Annotated in this window: 15 protein-coding genes; 9 read left to right on the forward strand and 6 right to left on the reverse strand. The window is 71.9% G+C overall.

All coding sequences use genetic code 11. The annotated features are described in order from the left end of the window. Positions 1–97 precede the first annotated feature (97 nt). Positions 98–1,242, forward strand: a protein-coding gene (locus tag ABT008_RS03430; protein ID WP_350693287.1) for an IS3 family transposase whose coding sequence is annotated in 2 segments (ribosomal slippage) — positions 98–371 and positions 371–1,242 — 1,146 coding nt in all. Because the reading frame shifts where the segments join, the coding sequence is not laid out codon by codon here. On the opposite strand, the gene ABT008_RS03435 is transcribed toward ABT008_RS03430, so the two are convergent. Next, a complete protein-coding gene (locus ABT008_RS03435) occupies positions 1,217–1,897 on the reverse strand; it encodes a helix-turn-helix transcriptional regulator (RefSeq protein WP_350693288.1) in 681 nt (226 codons plus the stop codon). The genes ABT008_RS03430 and ABT008_RS03435 overlap by 26 nt on opposite strands. A gap of 283 nt (positions 1,898–2,180) precedes the next feature. Here ABT008_RS03435 and ABT008_RS03440 point away from each other — a divergent pair, with 283 nt between their 5' ends. The 6 genes from ABT008_RS03440 to ABT008_RS03465 all read left to right on the forward strand — a co-directional run bounded on the left by ABT008_RS03440 (position 2,181) and on the right by ABT008_RS03465 (position 11,476). Further along, positions 2,181–2,471: a DivIVA domain-containing protein gene (locus ABT008_RS03440; RefSeq protein WP_350693289.1), complete on the forward strand. Its 291-nt coding sequence runs from the start codon at positions 2,181–2,183 to the stop codon at positions 2,469–2,471. Further along, positions 2,468–3,742: an FAD-binding oxidoreductase gene (locus tag ABT008_RS03445; RefSeq protein ID WP_350693290.1), complete on the forward strand. Its 1,275-nt coding sequence runs from the start codon at positions 2,468–2,470 to the stop codon at positions 3,740–3,742. Before ABT008_RS03440 ends, ABT008_RS03445 begins: the two co-directional genes overlap by 4 nt. Positions 3,743–3,987: 245 nt before the next feature. Beyond that, a complete protein-coding gene (locus ABT008_RS03450; RefSeq protein WP_350693292.1) occupies positions 3,988–4,356 on the forward strand; it encodes a globin family protein in 369 nt (122 codons plus the stop codon). Positions 4,357–4,593: 237 nt separating this feature from the next. Next, on the forward strand, positions 4,594–6,204 hold the full coding sequence (locus tag ABT008_RS03455) for a DHA2 family efflux MFS transporter permease subunit (RefSeq protein WP_350693294.1): 1,611 nt from the start codon (positions 4,594–4,596) through the stop codon (positions 6,202–6,204). Between the two features lie 522 nt (positions 6,205–6,726). Further along, a complete protein-coding gene (locus ABT008_RS03460; RefSeq protein ID WP_350693295.1) occupies positions 6,727–8,061 on the forward strand; it encodes an AAA domain-containing protein in 1,335 nt (444 codons plus the stop codon). Between the two features lie 145 nt (positions 8,062–8,206). Further along, on the forward strand, positions 8,207–11,476 hold the full coding sequence (locus ABT008_RS03465) for an ATP-binding protein (protein ID WP_350693296.1): 3,270 nt from the start codon (positions 8,207–8,209) through the stop codon (positions 11,474–11,476). A gap of 66 nt (positions 11,477–11,542) precedes the next feature. Here the strand turns inward: ABT008_RS03465 and ABT008_RS03470 are convergent, their stop codons facing one another. The 5 genes from ABT008_RS03470 to ABT008_RS03490 all read right to left on the reverse strand — a co-directional run bounded on the left by ABT008_RS03470 (position 11,543) and on the right by ABT008_RS03490 (position 15,623). Beyond that, a complete protein-coding gene (locus ABT008_RS03470; protein ID WP_350693298.1) occupies positions 11,543–12,400 on the reverse strand; it encodes an ABC transporter permease in 858 nt (285 codons plus the stop codon). Further along, positions 12,397–13,410 carry an ATP-binding cassette domain-containing protein gene (locus ABT008_RS03475; protein WP_350693300.1) on the reverse strand — a complete coding sequence of 338 codons (1,014 nt, stop codon included), beginning with the start codon at positions 13,408–13,410 and terminating at the stop codon, positions 12,397–12,399. The genes ABT008_RS03470 and ABT008_RS03475 overlap by 4 nt, the downstream gene beginning before the upstream one ends. 157 nt (positions 13,411–13,567) lie before the next feature. After that, the gene (locus ABT008_RS03480; protein ID WP_350693301.1) at positions 13,568–14,419 is read right to left on the reverse strand and encodes an aldo/keto reductase; all 852 of its coding nucleotides are present in this window, start codon (positions 14,417–14,419) and stop codon (positions 13,568–13,570) included. Between the two features lie 50 nt (positions 14,420–14,469). Further along, positions 14,470–14,706 (reverse strand): Rho termination factor N-terminal domain-containing protein, encoded by a 237-nt coding sequence (locus tag ABT008_RS03485; protein ID WP_350693303.1) that lies wholly within the window; start codon positions 14,704–14,706, stop codon positions 14,470–14,472. After that, positions 14,703–15,623, reverse strand: coding sequence for a ParA family protein (locus ABT008_RS03490; RefSeq protein WP_350693304.1), 921 nt, complete (start codon positions 15,621–15,623; stop codon positions 14,703–14,705). Before ABT008_RS03490 ends, ABT008_RS03485 begins: the two co-directional genes overlap by 4 nt. 111 nt (positions 15,624–15,734) lie before the next feature. On the opposite strand from ABT008_RS03490, the gene ABT008_RS03495 reads away from it, so the two are divergent. Together ABT008_RS03495 and ABT008_RS03500 are read left to right on the forward strand one after the other, a co-directional pair. Then, complete coding sequence (locus tag ABT008_RS03495; RefSeq protein ID WP_350693306.1) at positions 15,735–16,238, forward strand: ArsR/SmtB family transcription factor; 504 nt, start codon at positions 15,735–15,737, stop codon at positions 16,236–16,238. 58 nt (positions 16,239–16,296) lie between these two features. Continuing rightward, entirely contained in the window at positions 16,297–17,769 is a 1,473-nt protein-coding gene (locus ABT008_RS03500; RefSeq protein ID WP_350693308.1) for a serine hydrolase domain-containing protein, read from the forward strand. Positions 17,770–17,863: the final 94 nt, after the last annotated feature.

A 17,863-nucleotide genomic window follows, 5' to 3' on the forward strand; every position in this document is an offset into this window, starting at 1 on the left:
CCTGATAGGCCGCAACAGCGGCCAGCGCCGGGACTGCACCCGGTTTGGTTGACTCCTGACCTGTGAGGATGCGTTCCTCGCTGGAAGGATGTCTGTCATGCCGAGAGCGTTTCCGCCGGAGTTCCGTCGTGACGTGGTCGCGGTCGCGCGTAAGGGCGAGGCGCCGTTGCGGCAGATCGCGAAGGACTTCGGGATCTCCGAGGGCTGTCTGCACCGCTGGCTCAAGCTCGCCGACATCGAGGACGGTGTCCGTCCCGGGACCACCAGCAGCGAGTCGGCGGAGCTGCGAGAGCTGCGTCGGCGTAACAAGCTCCTGGAGCAGGAGAACGAGATCTTGCGGCGGGCGGCGGCGTTCTTCGCTCGGGATATCTCCCCAAAATGATGTACCCGCTGGTCGGTGACCTGGCCGCGGACGGGATCCCCGTCGCGGTGACCTGCCGGGTGTTGGGGTTCAGTAAGCAGGCCTACTACGCGTGGCGCGCCGAGCCGGTGTCGCGGCGTGACGTCGATGACGCCCATCTGATCAACGTCGCCCTGGACATCCACCACGATGATCCGGCGTTCGGGTACCGGTTCATCGCCGACGAACTGCCCGCCCACGGCATCACCGCCGGCCCGAACCGGGTCGCCCGGCTGTGCTCACAGCAGCGCATCTGGTCAGTGTTCGCCAAGCGCAAGGGGCTCACGCGGCGGGCCGGGCCGCCGGTGCACGACGACCTGGTGCACCGCCGGTTCACCGCCGACGCCCCGAACCGGCTGTGGCTGACCGACATCACCGAACACCTGACCGCCGAGGGCAAGCTCTACCTGTGCGCGATCAAGGACGTGTACTCCGGCCGGATCGTCGGCTACTCCATCGACACCCGGATGAAAGCCTCTCTGGCCGTCGCGGCGCTGTCCAACGCGGTCCGACTACGCGATCCGTCCGGCACCGTGGTCCACTCGGACAGGGGCAGCCAATTCCGGTCCAGGAAATTCGTGAAGGCATTGCACCACAACGGATTGGTCGGCTCGATGGGCCGCGTCGGCGCCTGCGGCGACAACGCCGCGATGGAATCGTTCTTCGCCCTGCTACAACGCAACGTCCTAGACCGGCAACGCTGGACCACCCGCCACGACCTACGCCTGGCAATCGTGACCTGGATCGAACGGACCTACCACCGCCGACGACGGCAACAACGCCTCGGACGCCTCACCCCGATCGAGTTTGAGACAATCAACCAGCCCACACACCCGACCTGAACCACTCAACCCCGCGAGTCAACCAAACCCGGGGCAGTCCCACCTGGTCGTCGCTGAGGCGGGCGGCGGTGGACGCCCGGTCAGCAGTCAACAGGGCTACATCACCATCTCCCACCTTTACTGCGAGCTTCGATGCAGCGATGTAGGCGGCACCGAGCAGTCGAAAGGCGCTGCTGCGGTGAATGCCTGAGGCGTTGCTGCTCAGGGCTGTCGCCTGGGTCAGGACTTCCGGGATCAAGCGGGCCGCCGAGGTGTAGCTCGCCCGCTGGTAAAGGTTGTGCACCCTGCCCACAGCGCGCCGGACCTCGACGAGAGACGGCGGGGGTGGGGTGTCAATGAGATAGCTGGTCAGATAGTTCCGGAGGCCGGCCAAGAGGTCAGGCATGGCGGGGGATACGGGTTCACGCTCCATGTCCTTCACAGCCTGCCCTCGATGAGCTGCCACTGACACGTCGACGAGCATGTCGTCGAGCTGTTCGAGCGTAACCCCCAACGCGGAGGCAATGCGGGTTCGATGCCACGGCTGCGGATCAGTCTCCGCGTTCTCCCAGCGCACCACAGTAGATCGCTCTACACCGAGAAGGTCGGCCAGACGTTCCTGGCTGTACCCGAGCGCCTTGCGGCGTTGACAGAGCCGGCGTCGCTTCAGGGCCACGACCGACCTCCCTCCGTTATGCCGCCAATGTAGTAACACTGCGTCGACCATGCGGGTACGCAGACGCCTCATTTCTGCGTCACGCAGGCCCCTTCGGCGCTGTAGTCCCTGGTCGGCTTCTCGCTCAGGCTGGGCGCAGGGCCCGGGGCGGGTGCTGGGCTCCGGTAGGCGTCGACCCGAACGACGCGTACCGACCCCGCCCGCCTCGGTGCCGCACCACATGAGCGAAACGAGCGTGCCGATGGCCGCCGTACGTGACCGCCGAGCAGGAGGTAGCGCAGCGATGATCTACGTGACCGGGGAACGCCTCCAGTCGCACCACGTCCGGGCCGCCGACTTCGGGCGGCGTTGGCGAGGGCTGGACCCCGCCCAGGTGTACGACTACCTCGACCGGGTCGCCGACGAGCTGGATCGCCTGCAACGGCAACTCGTAACGGCGAACACCGAGGCCGAGCGGGTCCGGCAGGCGTTGCGACAGTGGCAGTCCCGGCAGACCGAGAACCGCCAGACCGAGAACCGCCAGACCGAGAACCGGCAGGCACGGCACGCCCACCCGGTGGGGGAGCGCCGGTGACCGAGGCGGCGGCACGGGCGGCGGTCACCCGGTGGCTGCGGCTGATCGAGGCGGATGCGGAGCTGTCGGCGTACCTCATCGGGGTCGATCTGGACCGGTTCACCGCGCACCTGATCCGGCAGCTCGTGAGCGGCGGCGGGCTGGTGTTGGAGGGGTGGCCGGGGTTGCCGGAGGCGACGCGGCGGCGGGCCGGCGACTACCTGGCGGGAGCGCTCGCGACCGGCGGCCCTTCGGTGATCGACGAGGTCGCCGCCGAGTTCCAGGCCAGTCTGGCGGGACACTGCCCGCTACCGGCATCGGAGCTGGCGCTCGTCGTCGCCGCCCTGGCCCGGCTGGTCGGCGGCGGCGGTGACCGGGCCGAGCGGTCGGCGCTGCTGGCGGTACTCGGCCGGGTCCACCACCAGCATCGGCTGCGCCCCGAGCACGGCACGCTGATCGGCGCCGCGCTGGCGACGGTGGCACCGCGCCTCTGCCCGCCGCCGGTCAGCCTCGGCTGGGAGCGCCGGTGGCGGCGGGCCTGGGCGCTCGTCGTGCGCGCCGCCGGCCGGATGGGTGACGGGCCGGCGTTCTGGCCGGCCGAGGTGACCGGCCGCGACCTGTCCGCCGAGGGCATCGCCATGCTGACGGTACGCCCGTGGCACCCGCTGCCGTTCCGGCCCGGCCAGGCGGTGCCGCTCTGCCTGCCGCAACATCCGGGCCGATGGCGCTGGTACTGCCCGGCCAACGCCCCACGCCCCGACGGCACCGTCGAGCTGCATGTCCGCGCGGTGGCCGCCGGCACCGTCTCCCGCAGCCTCGTCCACGAGGTACGCCCCGGCGACCCGCTCCACCTCGGCCCACCCGTCGATGTCGGCCTCAGCCTGCCCGCCTTCTTGCCGTCGGTCCCTCGCCGGGACCTGCTGCTGGTGGCGGGCGGCACCGGGTTGGCCCCGCTGCGCGCCCTGGTCGAGCAGGTCGCCGCCGCACCCGACGGCCGGCGGATCACCCTGATTATCGGCGTACGCACCGTCGCCGACCTCTACGACGCGATCACCCTGGACAAGCTCGACCAGGCACACTCCTGGCTGACCGTCGTGCCGGCCTTCTCCCACGACCCGCTCGCGGTGCCGGGGGAAAGCGGTGACGCACTCACCGTGGCGCTGCGCCACCTCGATCGTGGCCAGGAGGTGTACGTCTGCGGGCCACCCGCGATGCTGGCCGGCTCCCGATTGCGGCTGCTCGCGGCGGGGGTGCCCACCGAGCGCGTACACCTGCCTGGTCTGGTCGGCTAGAACCTCGGGAGGTCGAATGCGGCTGCTGTCGAGCTGAGCCGCGTAGGCCATCGGTGCTCGCCAGCAGGTGGGCGTGGAGACCACCGCCCCGACGGGGGTTGCCTGTGCTGGTTCCTGCGATCCGTCGATGCCGTCAGCTCGACGGGGCCCGCATCCGACATGACCACCCACGGCCCACCCCCACTGTGCCCGTCGGATGGCCGGGGTACGACGAGTGAACTGATCAACCAGAACGGTCCGTACTGATGGTCATGCGGACGACGGAGTTGGTGGCCTGCTCGCGCAACGCGATCGACTGGCTCGGGCCGGCCGGGGTGCGTGGGGTGGTGCACCGCTGGATGCGTCTGGTGGCGGCCGACGCGGAGCTTGCGCCGTACCTGCTGGGGATCGACCGGCGGCGGCTCGCCACCCATCTCGCGGCCGAGCTGACCCCGGCCCTCGGGGGTCCGGGTAGGGCGATCGGGTCGGTCGGCGGGGTGTGGCGGCGGCTGGGGTTGACCCCGGAGCAGCACTGGCGGGTGCTGGACTACCTGGCGGCGGTGCTGTGGCGACTCGACCTGCCGGTGGACACGATCATTGCCGTGCAGCGCGTCGTGGGCGCGGAGCGCGGGTAGCGGATCACGGTGCCGATCCGCCCGGCTGGTGCGCCAGGCGGGGGACGCGGTCGGGTGGTGACGAGGAACACCGGCGTGACGGGTCTGCCGGCCGCTAAACGGGCGGCGGAGTGTCGGCGGTGGGGGCTAATCTGCGCTGCGGGCATCGCCCCTTCCGCACGTCGGGCCGGTCTTCCACCGGCACCGCGTCGGCCACCACCGCTCGTCCTTCGGTCAGATCCGACAACAGGAGACTTCGTGGCACAGCAATCTGTCGCGGCACCGCAACCTGTCCCGACATCGGACAAACTCGACGCCGCGGTGCTCAAGGTGGCTGGCGTCGTCGTGCTCGGTGCGATCATGTCGATCCTCGACGTGACGGTGGTCAGCGTCGCGCTGCCGACCTTCCAGAGCGAGTTCGACGCCTCGTACGCCCGCGTCGCGTGGACGATGACCGGTTACACGCTGGCGTTGGCCACGGTCATCCCGCTCAGCGGATGGGCGGCCGACCGGTTCGGCACCAAACGCCTCTACATGATCGCGTTGGCGCTGTTCACCATCGGGTCCGGCCTCTGCGCCACCGCCGACACCATCGGGCAGCTGATCGGGTACCGGGTGCTCCAGGGCCTCGGCGGCGGCATGCTCATGCCGATCGGCATGGCGATCATGACCCGGGCGGCCGGCCCGAACCGGATCGGCCGGCTGATGGCCGTGCTCGGCATCCCGATGCTGCTCGGTCCGATCAGCGGCCCGATCCTCGGCGGCTGGCTGATCGACGTGGCGAGCTGGCACTGGATCTTCCTGATCAACCTGCCGATCGGTGTGGTCGCGCTGGTTTACGCACAGCTTGCGCTGCCGAAGGACGCCGCACAGCCCTCCCAGTCGTTCGACTTCGTCGGCATGCTGATGCTCTCGCCCGGTCTGGCCCTCTTCCTCTACGGCGTCTCCACGCTGCCCGAGACCGGCACCTTCGCCGAGCCGGAGGTCTGGGGCCCGATGCTGGTCGGCGCCGTGCTGGTGGTGGCGTTCGTGTTCTACTCCTTCAAGCCCAAGCACCCGCTGCTCGACCTGCGGCTGTTCAGCAACCGCCGGCTGACCGTCGCGGCGGTGACCATGTTCGTCTTCATCATCGCGTTCATGGGTGCCGGGCTGCTCTTCCCCAGCTACTTCCTCCAGGTGCGCGGTGAGTCGACGCTGCACGCCGGTCTGCTGATGGCACCGCAGGGCCTCGGCGCGATGGTCACCATGCCGATCGCCGGCATGCTCGCCGACAAGGTGCCGGTCGGCCGGACCGTGCCGTTCGCGTTGGCGCTGATCCTCGCCGGGTTCTTCACCTTCACCCAGCTCGACGCGGACACCTCGTACGTGCTGCTCTGCGGCTCGCTGTTCGTGATGGGCCTGGGCATGGGTGGCACGATGATGCCGATCATGACCTCGGCGCTGAAGACGCTGACCGGGCACGAGGTCGCGCGGGGCTCCACGCTGGTGAACATCCTCCAGCAGATCGGTGGTTCGGTCGGCGCGGCGGTGATGTCGGTGATCCTCACCAACGAGTTCAACAAGTCCCAGCCGATCCCGGGCCTGACCGGCCCGAACGGCGAGCCGGTCACCGAGGCCGGGTTGGCGATCGCCGCCCAGCAGCGGCCGGAACTGGCCCAGCAGGTGCCCGACCCGTCGATCATCGAGCGCGGTCTCGACTTCGCCGCCAACTCCTTCGCGACCACCTTCTGGGTGGCGTTCGCCCTGGTGGCGGCGACGTTCATCCCGGCCGCGTTCCTGCCCAGGCGGCGGGAGCGGTCGCACCTGCTGGACGACCAGCCGGGGGAGCAGCCCGGCGAAGCGCCCCGGGCCCCGGTCATCGTGCACTGAGCGCACCGGGTCACCGCTGACCATTCGAGACCGCTGACACGGGTGCGGCCACCCTGAACCGGGGTGGCCGCACCCGACCCGTCCGGCGAACTGCTCGTCCGAATCGCCCGGCCGCACCGTCGCACGCCGTGCCGCGTGCCGCGCAAGATCGTGCTCGATCCAGGATCGAGTGGTCTCGTCGCGTCGTGAAGCCACTCGATCCTGGATCGAGCACGATCTTGGGTGGTCAACCCATCGGATGCGGCAGGTCGGGCCGCCCTTGCGACGCGCCCGACCTGTCTGGCCTCGCTGGCCGGTTCGGGCAGGGGTGCGGTGCGGGCGTGGGCGGCGAATCCCGCACCTCCCACCCGTGGCAGTACGGGCAGTGGCGGATCGGCACGACGAGGGCCGGTGCGCACGGCAGTCGGGTGCGGCGGTCGGGTGCGGCACGGTGAGGCTGGTGTGGGGCGGTCGGGTGTGGCGTGCCAGGCGGTGGTGCGTACGGCGGTAGGGTCGCGGGACGCCGAATGGGGGTGGGGACGGATGCTGCCGCAGTTGGCGGTGCCGCCGAGCATCGAGGCGGAGCGTGTGATCACGACCGTGCTGGCCGACCTGCGGTCCGGCGAGCACCGGGGTGTGGTGGTCGACTCGCCACCCGGGGCGGGCAAGTCCACGCTGGTGGTGCGGGCTGCCGTCGAGCTGGCCGGCACCGGCGAGCCGTTGATGATTATCGCGCAGACCAACGAGCAGGTCGACGACCTGATCGACCGGCTTGCCCGGAAGGCACCCGAGTTGCGGATCGGGCGGCTTTCCGCCGGGGACTACCGGCCGTCGGAGCGGGTGAGCGCACACGACCAGGTCCGGATCGCCGCGAAGGTCACCGATCTCGCCGCCTCGGCCGTGGTCATCGGTACGGCCGCAAAGTGGGCCACGGTCGCCGAGGGCTCGTGGCCGTGGGCGATCGTGGACGAGGCGTACCAGATGCGCTCGGACGCGTTGCTACGCGTGGCCGGCAGGTTCGAACGGGCGCTGTTCGTGGGTGACCCCGGGCAGCTCGATCCGTTCTCCACCGTCGAGACCGGCCGGTGGGCGGGGCTGACCTGGGATCCGATGCAGTCGGCGGTGGCCGTGCTGCTGCGGCACAACCCGCAGTTGCCGGTGCACCGGCTGCCCGTGTCGTGGCGACTGCCGTCCTCGGCCGCCCCGGTCGTGTCGCGGGCGTTCTACCCTTTCACCGAGTTCCGTGCCGGCACGGTCGCCACCCAGCGGGCGCTGCACTTCACCGAGGCGGGGTCGGGCGATGCCCTCGACCGGGCGGTGGAGTTGGCCGCCGCCGACGGCTGGGCGCTCTATGAGTTACCGGCCCGGCACACCCTGCGTACCGACGCCGAGGCCGCCGCCGCGTGTGCCGCGCTCGCCCTGCGGGTGCTGCGACGCGGTGCGGTCGCGATCTGCGAGCAGTCGCCCGGCGGCGCGCCGGTGACGGCGGACCGGATCGCCGTCGGTGCCGCGCACCGCGACCAGGTCGCGGTGATCCGGTCGCTGTTGGGCGAGGCGGGAGCGGGCATCACCGTGGACACCGCCAACAGGCTTCAGGGCCGCGAGTACGACATGACGATCGTGCTGCACCCGCTCTCCGGCCGCCGCGACGCGACCGCCTTCCACCTGGAGTCGGGGCGACTCTGCGTGCTCGCCTCTCGGCACCGGCAGGCCTGCGTGGTGGTGGCCCGCGCGGGCATCGGCGAGCTGCTGGATGCTCACCCGTCGACCGAGGCGCCGCAACTGGACGTGCCGGTGAAGTTCCCCGACGGCTGGGAGGCCAACCAGGCCGTCCTCGCCCACCTGGCGGCGCTCGGCCCGGTCGGCCCCGACGCGTGACCTCGGGCGCCCCAACCCGGCAGCCGGTCCCGCCCGGCACCACCGTCGGTCAGCCCACGGTGGGTCAGCGGGTCGAGGCCGACCAGCGTGGTGCCGTCGCCGATCGGTACGGGTCTGTCGGTGGTGTCGGATACCGTCGGGTGCCATGAGGGCGCGGCCCAGCGGCGTGATGATCGGACGGGACCATCCCGCCGGGCTGCTGCGCGCCGAGGTCGACCGGGCTGCCGCCAGTCACGGTGGGCTGGTCCTGGTCACCGGTGAGCCGGGGATCGGCAAGACGACCCTGGTCACGTCCGCCGCCGACGAGGCCCGCCGGCAGGGTGCGCTGGTGCTCGGGGCGGCCTGCTGGGACTCGGCCAGCGCGCCCGGCTACTGGCCCTGGGTGCAGGTGCTGCGCGGTCTGCGCCGCTCGCCGGAGGACTGGGCGGTGGCCCGCGAGTCGGCCGAGCCGGCGTTGCGGCTGCTGCTCGGCGAGGGGGATCCCACGCCGAGGTCGCACGGCTCGACGCTGATGACGCCGGGCACCACGAGCGGGGACGGGCTGCTGCCCCCGGCGGTCGGGCACGGTGACGGTGACACGGCCGAGCGGGAGGCGTTCGCGCTCTATGACTCAGTCACCGCCGCCCTGGTCGCGGTCTCCCAGCGCCGGCCGGTGCTGGTGGTCCTGGACGACCTGCACTGGTCCGACGCGGCGTCGGTGCGGCTGCTGCGGTTCGCCGCCCAGCACACCTGGTTCGAGCGGTTGCTGCTGGTCGGCACGTACCGGGACGCGGAGGTGGAGGCGGAGGAGCATCCGCTGCGGCCGCTGCTGATGTCGCTGGTGGCCAAGGCCACCCCGATCACCCTCACCGGCCTGTCCCGGGACGAGGTCGGCGCGTTGATGACCCGCACCGCCGGCCGGGAACCGGATTCGCACTGCGTCGACGACGTCTACCGGCGTACCGGCGGCAACCCCTTCTTCGTGGAGCAGACCGCCCGGCTGTGGCACTCCGACGGGCAACTGGCCGGCATCCCGCCCGGCGTACGCGAGGTGGTGCGGCGGCGGCTCGACCGGTTGCCCGCCGAGGTGGTCGACGTACTGACCGTCGCCGCGGTGCTCGGGCGGGAGTTCCACGCGGCGGTCCTCGCGGCGAGTGCCGGTCTGCCACCGGCCCGGCTCGACGCTCTGCTGGACGTGGCGGTGACCGCGCGGTTGATGCTCTCCGGCGGCGACGGCCGGTACACCTTCGCGCACGACCTGGTCCGCGAGACCCTGTACGAGGGTCTCGCGGAGAGCGAGCGCCGGGTGCGGCACGCCGCTGTCGTCCACGCCGTCGACGCGCACGCCGCGCTCGCCGAGTGGCTGATCCCGGCCGACCTGGCCCGGCACGCCTGGCTCGCCGACGCGCACCTGGAGGCGTACCGGCGTGCGGAGTTGCTGCTCGCCGCCGCCCGGGACGCGGCCTGCCGGTTGGCGCTGGAGGAGTCGGCCGTGCACCTGCGCCGGGCGGCGACGGTGGCGACGGACCCGTCCCAACGGATCAAGATCATGATCGAGTTGACCGACCGTCTCTTCCACACCGGCGGACGGGACGAGGCCGACCAGATCCTCGCCGAGACCGCCGCCCTGGCGCTGAGCACCGACGATCCGGCGCTGCTGGCCCGGTTCGCCCTGAACGTGCACCGGCACCGCCAGACCAACTCCCGGATCGCCGTCGACGCCGAGGGTCTGGTCCGCGAGGCGTACCGCCGGCTGGTCGGCGAGCCCGCCGAGGTGGCCCCGGTCCGCAGGCTGGAAGCCGACCTGATCACCGCCACCGAGGCCCTCGCTCGCCGGGTGCACGACGACGACGCGCTCGCCTTCAGCCTCTGGGCCCGGCACGACGCCACCTGGGGGCCGGGCACCGCAGCCGACCGGGTCGCGATCACCGCCGAGATCCGCGAGGTGGCCCGGCGCGGCGGCGACCGGGAGACCGAGTTGTGGGCCACCTCGCTGCGCTGGGTGGCGTTGCTCGAACTCGGCGATCCCCGCTACCAGGACGAGCTGACCGCGTTCGTGACCGCCGCCCGGCAGACCGGCCGACCGCGTCACCAGATGGCGGCGGCCATCGACGACGGCATCACCAGCGCCTTCCGTGGCGACTTCGCCGAGGCCGACGCCTGCTACTTCGAGCTGGGCGACCTCGACGAGTGGGAGCACGCCGACCACAGCTTCCTCGGCCACCACCTGCGCTGGTCGTATCTCATGCTGCGGGGCGGGTTCGACGCGGCGGACGACCTGGTGGACGGGCTGGCCGACGGCGAGCACCCGCACCGGACGCTGCTGCGGGGCATCACCGCCGCCGAACGCGGTGACCACCGCACCGCCACCCGCATCACCGCCGAGCTCGACGCCGCCGGAGCCACGTTCACCGGCCCGGTCGCCCCGCTCTGGCTGCGACTGCGCGCCCAGGCCACGGTCGCCGACCCCGGGCGGTGTGCCGAGGCGCGACAGGCGCTGCTGCCGTACCAGGGTCAGTGGCTGGTCTCGTTGTTCGGCTGCGACCTCAGTGGCCCGGTGGACCACTGGCTGGGCGTGGTCGACGCCGCCGACCGGCGGTGGGACGACGCGGTCACCCGGTTTACCGCAGCTCGCGACGCCGCCGACCGGATGGGCGCCCGGCCGTGGGCCCTGTTCGCCCGGGTGGCGCTCGCCGACGCTCTGGTCGCCCGGGGCCGTCCGGGGGACGCCGCCACCGCCGCCGCGATCCGGGCGACGGCCCGGGACGAGGCCCGCGACCTCGATCTGCCGCAGGTGCTCGCCCGGCTCGCCGAGGACTCCCCGGCCGGACGGTCGGCCCCGGCCCCGACGGGTACGCCGACCGGCCCGGAAGCCACCCCACCGGCCCTGGAGTACGAGTTCCGCCGCGACGGGGCGGTCTGGCGGCTCACCTACCAGGGCGTCACCGTGCACCTGCCGGACGCCAAGGGGCTGCACGACCTGCGGCTGCTGCTCGGTCGGCCCGGTGTCGACGTGCCCGCCGTCGAGCTGCTCGACCCGGCCGCCGGCCCGGAGCTGGTGGCGGCCCGGCGGATGGGCGGCGACGAGGTGCTCGACGAGGAGGCGAGGAACCGCTACCGACGTCACCTGACCCGCCTCGACGACGAGATCGACCGGGCGGCGAGCCGTGGCGACGAGTCGAAGGTGGCCGTGCTGGACGCCGAACGCGGTGCGTTGATCGCGCAGTTGCGGTCGGCCGCCGGGCTGGCCGGGCGGACCCGCCGACTGGGTGACGAGGCGGAGCGGGCCCGCAAGACGGTCACCGCCCGGATCAGGGACACTCTGCGCCGCCTCGACGAACGACATCCGCCGCTGGCCGGTCACCTGCGCGAGACCGTCTCCACCGGTGCCGCCTGCCGCTACCTTCCCGGCGTGCCGGTGCCCTGGCGGCTGTGACCGGCCGGCTCCGGGAGCACCCTCCTGGGCGGGGGCGCTGCCCGGAGCCGGTCCGGCGGTCGAGGGTCAGCGGCGGTTGTAGCGATACATCGTGAGGCTGCCGAAGACCACCACGAACAACACGCTCCAGCCGAAGGTCCACATCATGCTCGACGTGTCCGACGTGCCGGCCATCGCGGCGCGGACCGAGGACACCAGGTGCGTGATCGGGTTCGCCTTGACGAAGGCCTGGAGCCAGCCGGGCATGGTGGACGGGTCGACGAAGACGTTGCTCAGGAAGGTCAGCGGGAACAGCACCATCATGCTGACGCCCATCACCGACTTCTCGTTGCGCATGATCAGCCCGAACAGCGTCCAGACCCAGGAGAACGCGAACGAGAAGACCACCAGCAGGCCGATCCCGGCCAGCACCCCGAGCAGCCCGCCCTCGGGACGGAAGCCGAGCACCAGCCCCAGGGTGAGGATCACCGTGGCGGCGAGGACGTAACGCAGCACGTCCCCGAAGATCATGCCGACCAGGGCGGCGGGCCGCCACACCGGCAGCGTCCGGAACCGGTCGAAGATGCCCTTCTCGATGTCGGTGTTCAGCCCGACGGCGGTGTACATGGTGATCATCACGACGCTGGTCACCATGATGCCCGGGAGGAAGAACTGCAGGTAGTCACGCGGATCGCCGGCGAGCGCGCCGCCGAACAGGTACGTGAACATCAGCACCATGATGATCGGGAACATGGTGACGTCGAAGAGCTGCTCCGGCACGTGCTTGATCTTCAGCATGGCGCGCCAGCTGAAGGTCAGCGACGCCGCGAGCGGGCTCGGGCGGGGCGGGCGCGCCGCCGGTGCGAGCACCGTCGCCAACGCCTCCGAGGAGGGTACGTAGACCGACGGCGCCGGGCCGGTCGAGGTGGCGGTGTCGCTGCTCATCGGGCTGCCTCCAGCTCGTCGTCGCGCTCGGCGGTCGGCTCGGCGGGACGGTCGGTCAGGGCCAGGAAGACCTCGTCCAGGCTCGGCTGGCCGAGCGAGAAGTCGTCCACCACGATCCCGGCGCGGGACAGCTCGCCGAGTGCCCGGGCGGCCTGCGCGCTGGCGTCGAGGTCGCTGCCGGCCTCGCCGACCCGCGCGGTGATCGCCACCGGGTCGGCGTCCAGTTGCACCGCCACGCCGAGCGCGGCCTCCAGCAGCCGCTGCGCCTCGGGCCGCTGGTCCGCCTCCCGCAGCCGCAGGTGCACGGTGCCGGATCCGACCGAGGACTTGAGTTCGCCCGGGGTGCCCTCCGCGATCACCCGGCCGTGGTCGACCACCGCGATCCGCCCGGCCAACTGGTCGGCCTCGTCCAGGTACTGCGTGGTCAGCAGCACCGTCGTGCCGTGTGCCACCACCGCCCGGACGATCTCCCACACCTGGTTGCGGCTTCGCGGGTCCAACCCGGTCGTGGGCTCGTCGAGGAAGAGCAGGTCCGGGGTGCTGAGGATGCTGGCCGCGATGTCGATGCGCCGGCGCATACCGCCGGAGTACTTCTTGACCTGTCGCCCGGCCGCCTCGGTGAGCCCGAAGGCGGCCAGCAACTGCGCGGCCCGCTCCCGTGCGGCCGGCTTGCGCAGTCCGAGCAGCCGGCCCAGCAGGACCAGGTTCTCGGTGCCGGTCAGGTCCTCGTCGACCGAGGCGTACTGGCCGGTCAGGCTGACCCGGGCGCGGACCGCGTCGGCCTCGGTGACCACGTCGTGCCCGAAGACCCGGGCCTGCCCGCCGTCCGGACGCAGCAACGTCGCCAGGACCCGGACCGCGGTGGTCTTCCCTGCCCCGTTCGGCCCGAGCACCCCGTACACGGCACCTGCGGGCACCTGGAGGTCGAGTCCGGCGAGCGCCCGCGTCTCACCGAACGACCGGGTCAGGCCCTCGGCCTCGATGGCGAGGCCGGTGGTGCGTCTATTCATGATCTCGGTGTTTCCTTCCGTTCGTCCCGTCGCCGTCCGCCTGCTACAACGACGTCGTCCTGCTACAGGCGCGAGACCATGGACAGCCGCCGCTAGATCCGATCTAGCGGCGGCTGTGGTGCGTCGGTTCGCCCGCGGTGGCGGAGCCACCCGACGGTCAGGCCGGAATGTAGTCGAAGGTGTCCGGGTGGGCACCCTGCCGACCGGCCTCGCCCCGGCCCAGCAGCGTGATCCTTTCCATGAGGGCGTCGTCCAGCGTGAAGTCGAAGATGCCGGCGTTCTCCTCGATCCGCGTCGGCGTGGTCGACTTGGGGAAGATCACGTCGCCCCGCTGGACGTGCCAGCGCAGCACCACCTGGGCCGGCGTCCGACCGACCTGCTCGGCGATGTCGGCGATGGTCGGGTCACCGAGCACCGCACCCTGGGCGATCGGCGACCAGGCCTGGGTGACGATGCCGTTCTTCGCGCCGTACTCGCGTACCTCGTCGTTCGGGAAGTACGGGTGCGCCTCGATCTGGTTGACCGCCGGCACCACCTCGGTCTCGGCGGCCAGCCGTTCCAGGTGCGGCACCTGGAAGTTGGACACGCCGATCGACTTCGCCCGGCCGTCGGCGCGGAACTCCTCCAACACCTTCCAGGTGGAAACGAAGTCGCCGTCGTAGCGGGTCGGCAGCGGCCAGTGGATGAGGAAGAGGTCGATGTAGTCGGTCCGCAGCGCGTCCAGCGTCGCCTGGAATGCGCTGCGCGCGTCGTCGGGCCGGTGGCAGGCGTTGCTCAGCTTGCTGGTGACGAAGACGTCCTCCCGGGCCACCCCGGCGGTGCGTACGCCCTGGCCGACCTCGGCCTCGTTGCCGTACATCTCGGCGGTGTCGATGTGCCGGTAGCCGACGTCCAGCGCGATGCGTACCGCGTCGGCGGTGTCCTTCGGGTCGATCTGGAACACCCCGAACCCGAGCTGCGGGATCGAGTTGCCGTCGTTGAGGGAAATGTCCGGAATCGTGCTTGTCATGGGGTCGACATACCCGCTGACCGGCCTCTTCTCACGCGCCGCGTCCGGCCTCAGAGGCGGCGCAGGGCGGTGGAGTCCAGGCGGTAGCCGATGGTGGCGTCCACGATCCGCTCGACCAGTTCCGCCTTGCGTAGCCCACCGAGACCGCGCAGGCCGACCTGCGCGGCCAGCTCCCGCAGCTCACGTGTCGACCGCTCCGACAGGTACGCCGTGCCGTCGGCCCGGCTGGTCATGGCCGCCAGCCGGGCGGCCACCCGCGCCGCGTCGGCGGCCTCCGTCGCCCTCACGCGGGTTGCAGGTGGTCGAGGAACTCGGTGGCGAGCTGGCGCAGCTCCGCGCGGACGGCGGGCACGGTGACCCGGTCGCGCAGCACCACCGGCACCCCGCGCGGGGTGTTCGTGGCGTAGAGGGTGACGTTCTCCCGCAGCGCCGTCGGGAAGACTGGCAGCCCCAGGTTGCGGACCTGGTCCATGTAGCCCTGGTGGGTGGCGATCGGCCGCTGCGCGAGCAACTGGATCATCGTGAAGACCACGCCGGCCACGCCGGGGGCGACCTTTTGGTGCCGGCGTACGGTGGCGAACCGTCGGGCGTCGGCGTTGTACTGCTCGACCAGCTCTCGCACGTTGCCGTGCAGATAGTCGATGCCGAGGGTGGACAGGTAGTCGGCCTTGGCCGGGATCACCAGATGGTCGCTGGCGATGATGGCGGACTGGGTGACCACGTTGAAGTTCGGCGGACAGTCGATCAACACCATGTCGTACGGCTCCAGCCCGTCGGCGAGCAGCCCCTCGGCGAGCGAGCCGCGTACCCGGAACAGCTCGGCGTCGTACTCCTCGCCACCGGCGACGCTGCGGGCCAGGGCCAGGTCGATGTCGACCAGTTGCAGATGCGAGGCGATCAGGTCGAGTCGGCCGGCTCCGGAGAGCCGACTGTTCGCCGGCCCGGGGGAGACCACCAGGTCACCGAGCGTGATCGTGGTGTCGCCCTCACGCAGACCGTCGTACCACCGCTTGATGGTCCGGGAGTCGCGTAACCGCTCCCGCCAGTCGTCCGGGTCGTAGAAGCCGAAGGTCAGGCTGGCTTGCGGGTCGAGGTCGATGAGCAGCACCTTCAGCCCCCGGTTGGCCAGTTCGGCCCCGAGGTTGGCGGTCACCGTGGTCTTGCCGACCCCGCCCTTGTAGTTGATTACGGACACCACGTACATCGACGTACCTCCCCAGACCTGGGAACGGTAGTCGGCCACCCTGGGTGAATTCGATCATCCGCGCGACTTATCCGTGTAGCACGTAACTACGTATGTTCGTATTATCGAGTCATGGCGGATGTGGAGGAACGGCTGGCGGCGCTGGAGGCGCAGGTCGCGGCACTTGTCGAGCGACCCGGTGTGCCGACCGAGCCGGCCACCCCGGCGGAGGGCGCCTTCTGGGCCCTCGACGGACTCAAGCAACGCCTGCCCGCCGAGAGCGCGGGCGCCGTGCTCTACACCGGCACCGTCCGGGTCGCCGAGCGGTCCTACGACTGGCAGTACGGCCGGGAGGTGGACGACCTGCTCGCCGGTGACTGGGCCGAGCTGCCCGGCATCCTCGCCGCCCTGGGCCACCCGGTGCGGCTGCGCCTGCTGCGGGAGATCCTCACCGGCCGGCAGAGCACCGCCGAGCTGGCCGACATCGAGGAACTCGGCACCACCGGCCAACTGCACCACCACCTGCGCCAGCTCACTGCGGCGGGCTGGCTGCAGAGCACTGCGCGCGGCCGGTACGCCGTCCCCGCCGAACGGGTGGTGCCGCTGCTGGCCGTCCTCAGCGCCGCCCACCGCTGACCACCCCGACCGATACCGACCCCGACCGCTGACCACCCCGCACGGAAGGACCACCCCCATGCGTAAGCCGACCGCCGTCGCGCTGGTCGTCGGGATCCTCGCGGGTCTCGCCGGCTTTGCCGCGCAACCCCGGGAACCCCGGCTGACCGCGTCGACCACCGGTGACGCCGACCTCGCCGCGACGGCCCGCGCCGCAGTCGCCGACCCGGACGGATACCGCGGTCTCGCCGTCGCGCTGATCGACGACGGGCAGGTCCGCACCGCCGGCCTCGGCGACCGCGACCGGGACGGCGCGTCGGTCGAACCCGGCACCCCGTTCGAGATCGGCTCGGTGTCGAAGGTGTTCACCGGGATGCTGCTGTCCCGGCAGGCCGAGGCCGGCGCGGTGCGGCCCGAGGACACCCTCGGCGCCGTCTGGCCGGCGGTCGAGGGCCCGGCCCGCGAGGTCACCCTCGCCGAGCTGGCCAGCCACCGGTCCGGCCTGCCCCGGCTCGACCTCGGCTCGGTGAGCGGATGGGGCCGGGTGCTCTGGGCCAACGTCGCCGCCGGCAACCCGTACGCCGGACTGGACACCGACCGGGTCCGGGCCGCCGCCGACGCGCACGCGCCCGGCGACGGCCGGGGGAGCGTCGGCTACTCCAATCTCGGTTCCGCGGTGCTCGGGCAGGCCCTCGCCGCCGAGGCCGGACTCGACTTTCCCGCGCTGGTCGACCGGGACCTGCTCACCCCGCTGGGTCTGACGGCGACCGTCCACGCCGCCGATCCCGGTGCCCTGCCGGCCGGGCACGCACAGGGTGCCCGGGGCAACGGACGGGCAGCGGACCCGTGGACCGGCACCGGGTACGCCCCCGCCGGCATCGGCTACTGGTCCACCGCCGAGGACCTGGCCCGGCTGGTCGCCGCCACCGCCGCCGGCACCGCGCCCGGGGCCGACGCGCGCGACCCGCGCTTCGACGACGACGAGCGCACCCGCATCGGGTACGGGTGGTTCACCACCCGCTACGGCGACCAGGAGATCACCTGGCACAACGGTGCCACCGGCGGCTTCTCCTCGTACGTCGGGTTCGACCGGGCCACCGGGCGAGGGGTGGTGGTGCTGGGCAACACCGACAAGCGGGTGGAGCCGATCGGGCTGCGGCTGCTCGGCGTACCGCCGGATCAGGCCGGCAGTCCCACGCCGGCGCTGCCGGTCTGGGCCGGCGCCGGTGTCGCCCTGCTGTTCACCGTCATCGGCGGGCTGTCGCTGCTCGGTGTCGCGTACCGCCCGGCGCTGGACCGGTTGACCGTGCTCTCCGCCGGAGCCTGGGCGGTGGCCTACCCCGCGCTGGGGCGTGCGCTCGGTGACTGGTCGGCGGTGCCCGGCTGGCTCTGGGCGGTCGGTCCGGCGCTGAGCGCCGCCGGGTTCGCGCTGGTCGCGTACCGCTGGCGTGACCTGCCGACGAACCGGGCCGCGAAGCCGTGGCTGCGGGTCGTGGTGACGGTCGCCTCGCTGGCCGCTGCGGCGGTGGCGGCGGTCGCCGTGCTCGGCTGAGCCATGGTCGGCGTTCGATGCGCAGGTCGGTGGCGTTCGGCCGGCCCGCTTCGAGCTTGATCGAAGCTGTTAAAGTCCGCCCCAGTCCAGGCCG

This window comes from Micromonospora sp. NPDC002389, assembly GCF_040296095.1.
Taxonomy (GTDB): domain Bacteria; phylum Actinomycetota; class Actinomycetes; order Mycobacteriales; family Micromonosporaceae; genus Micromonospora.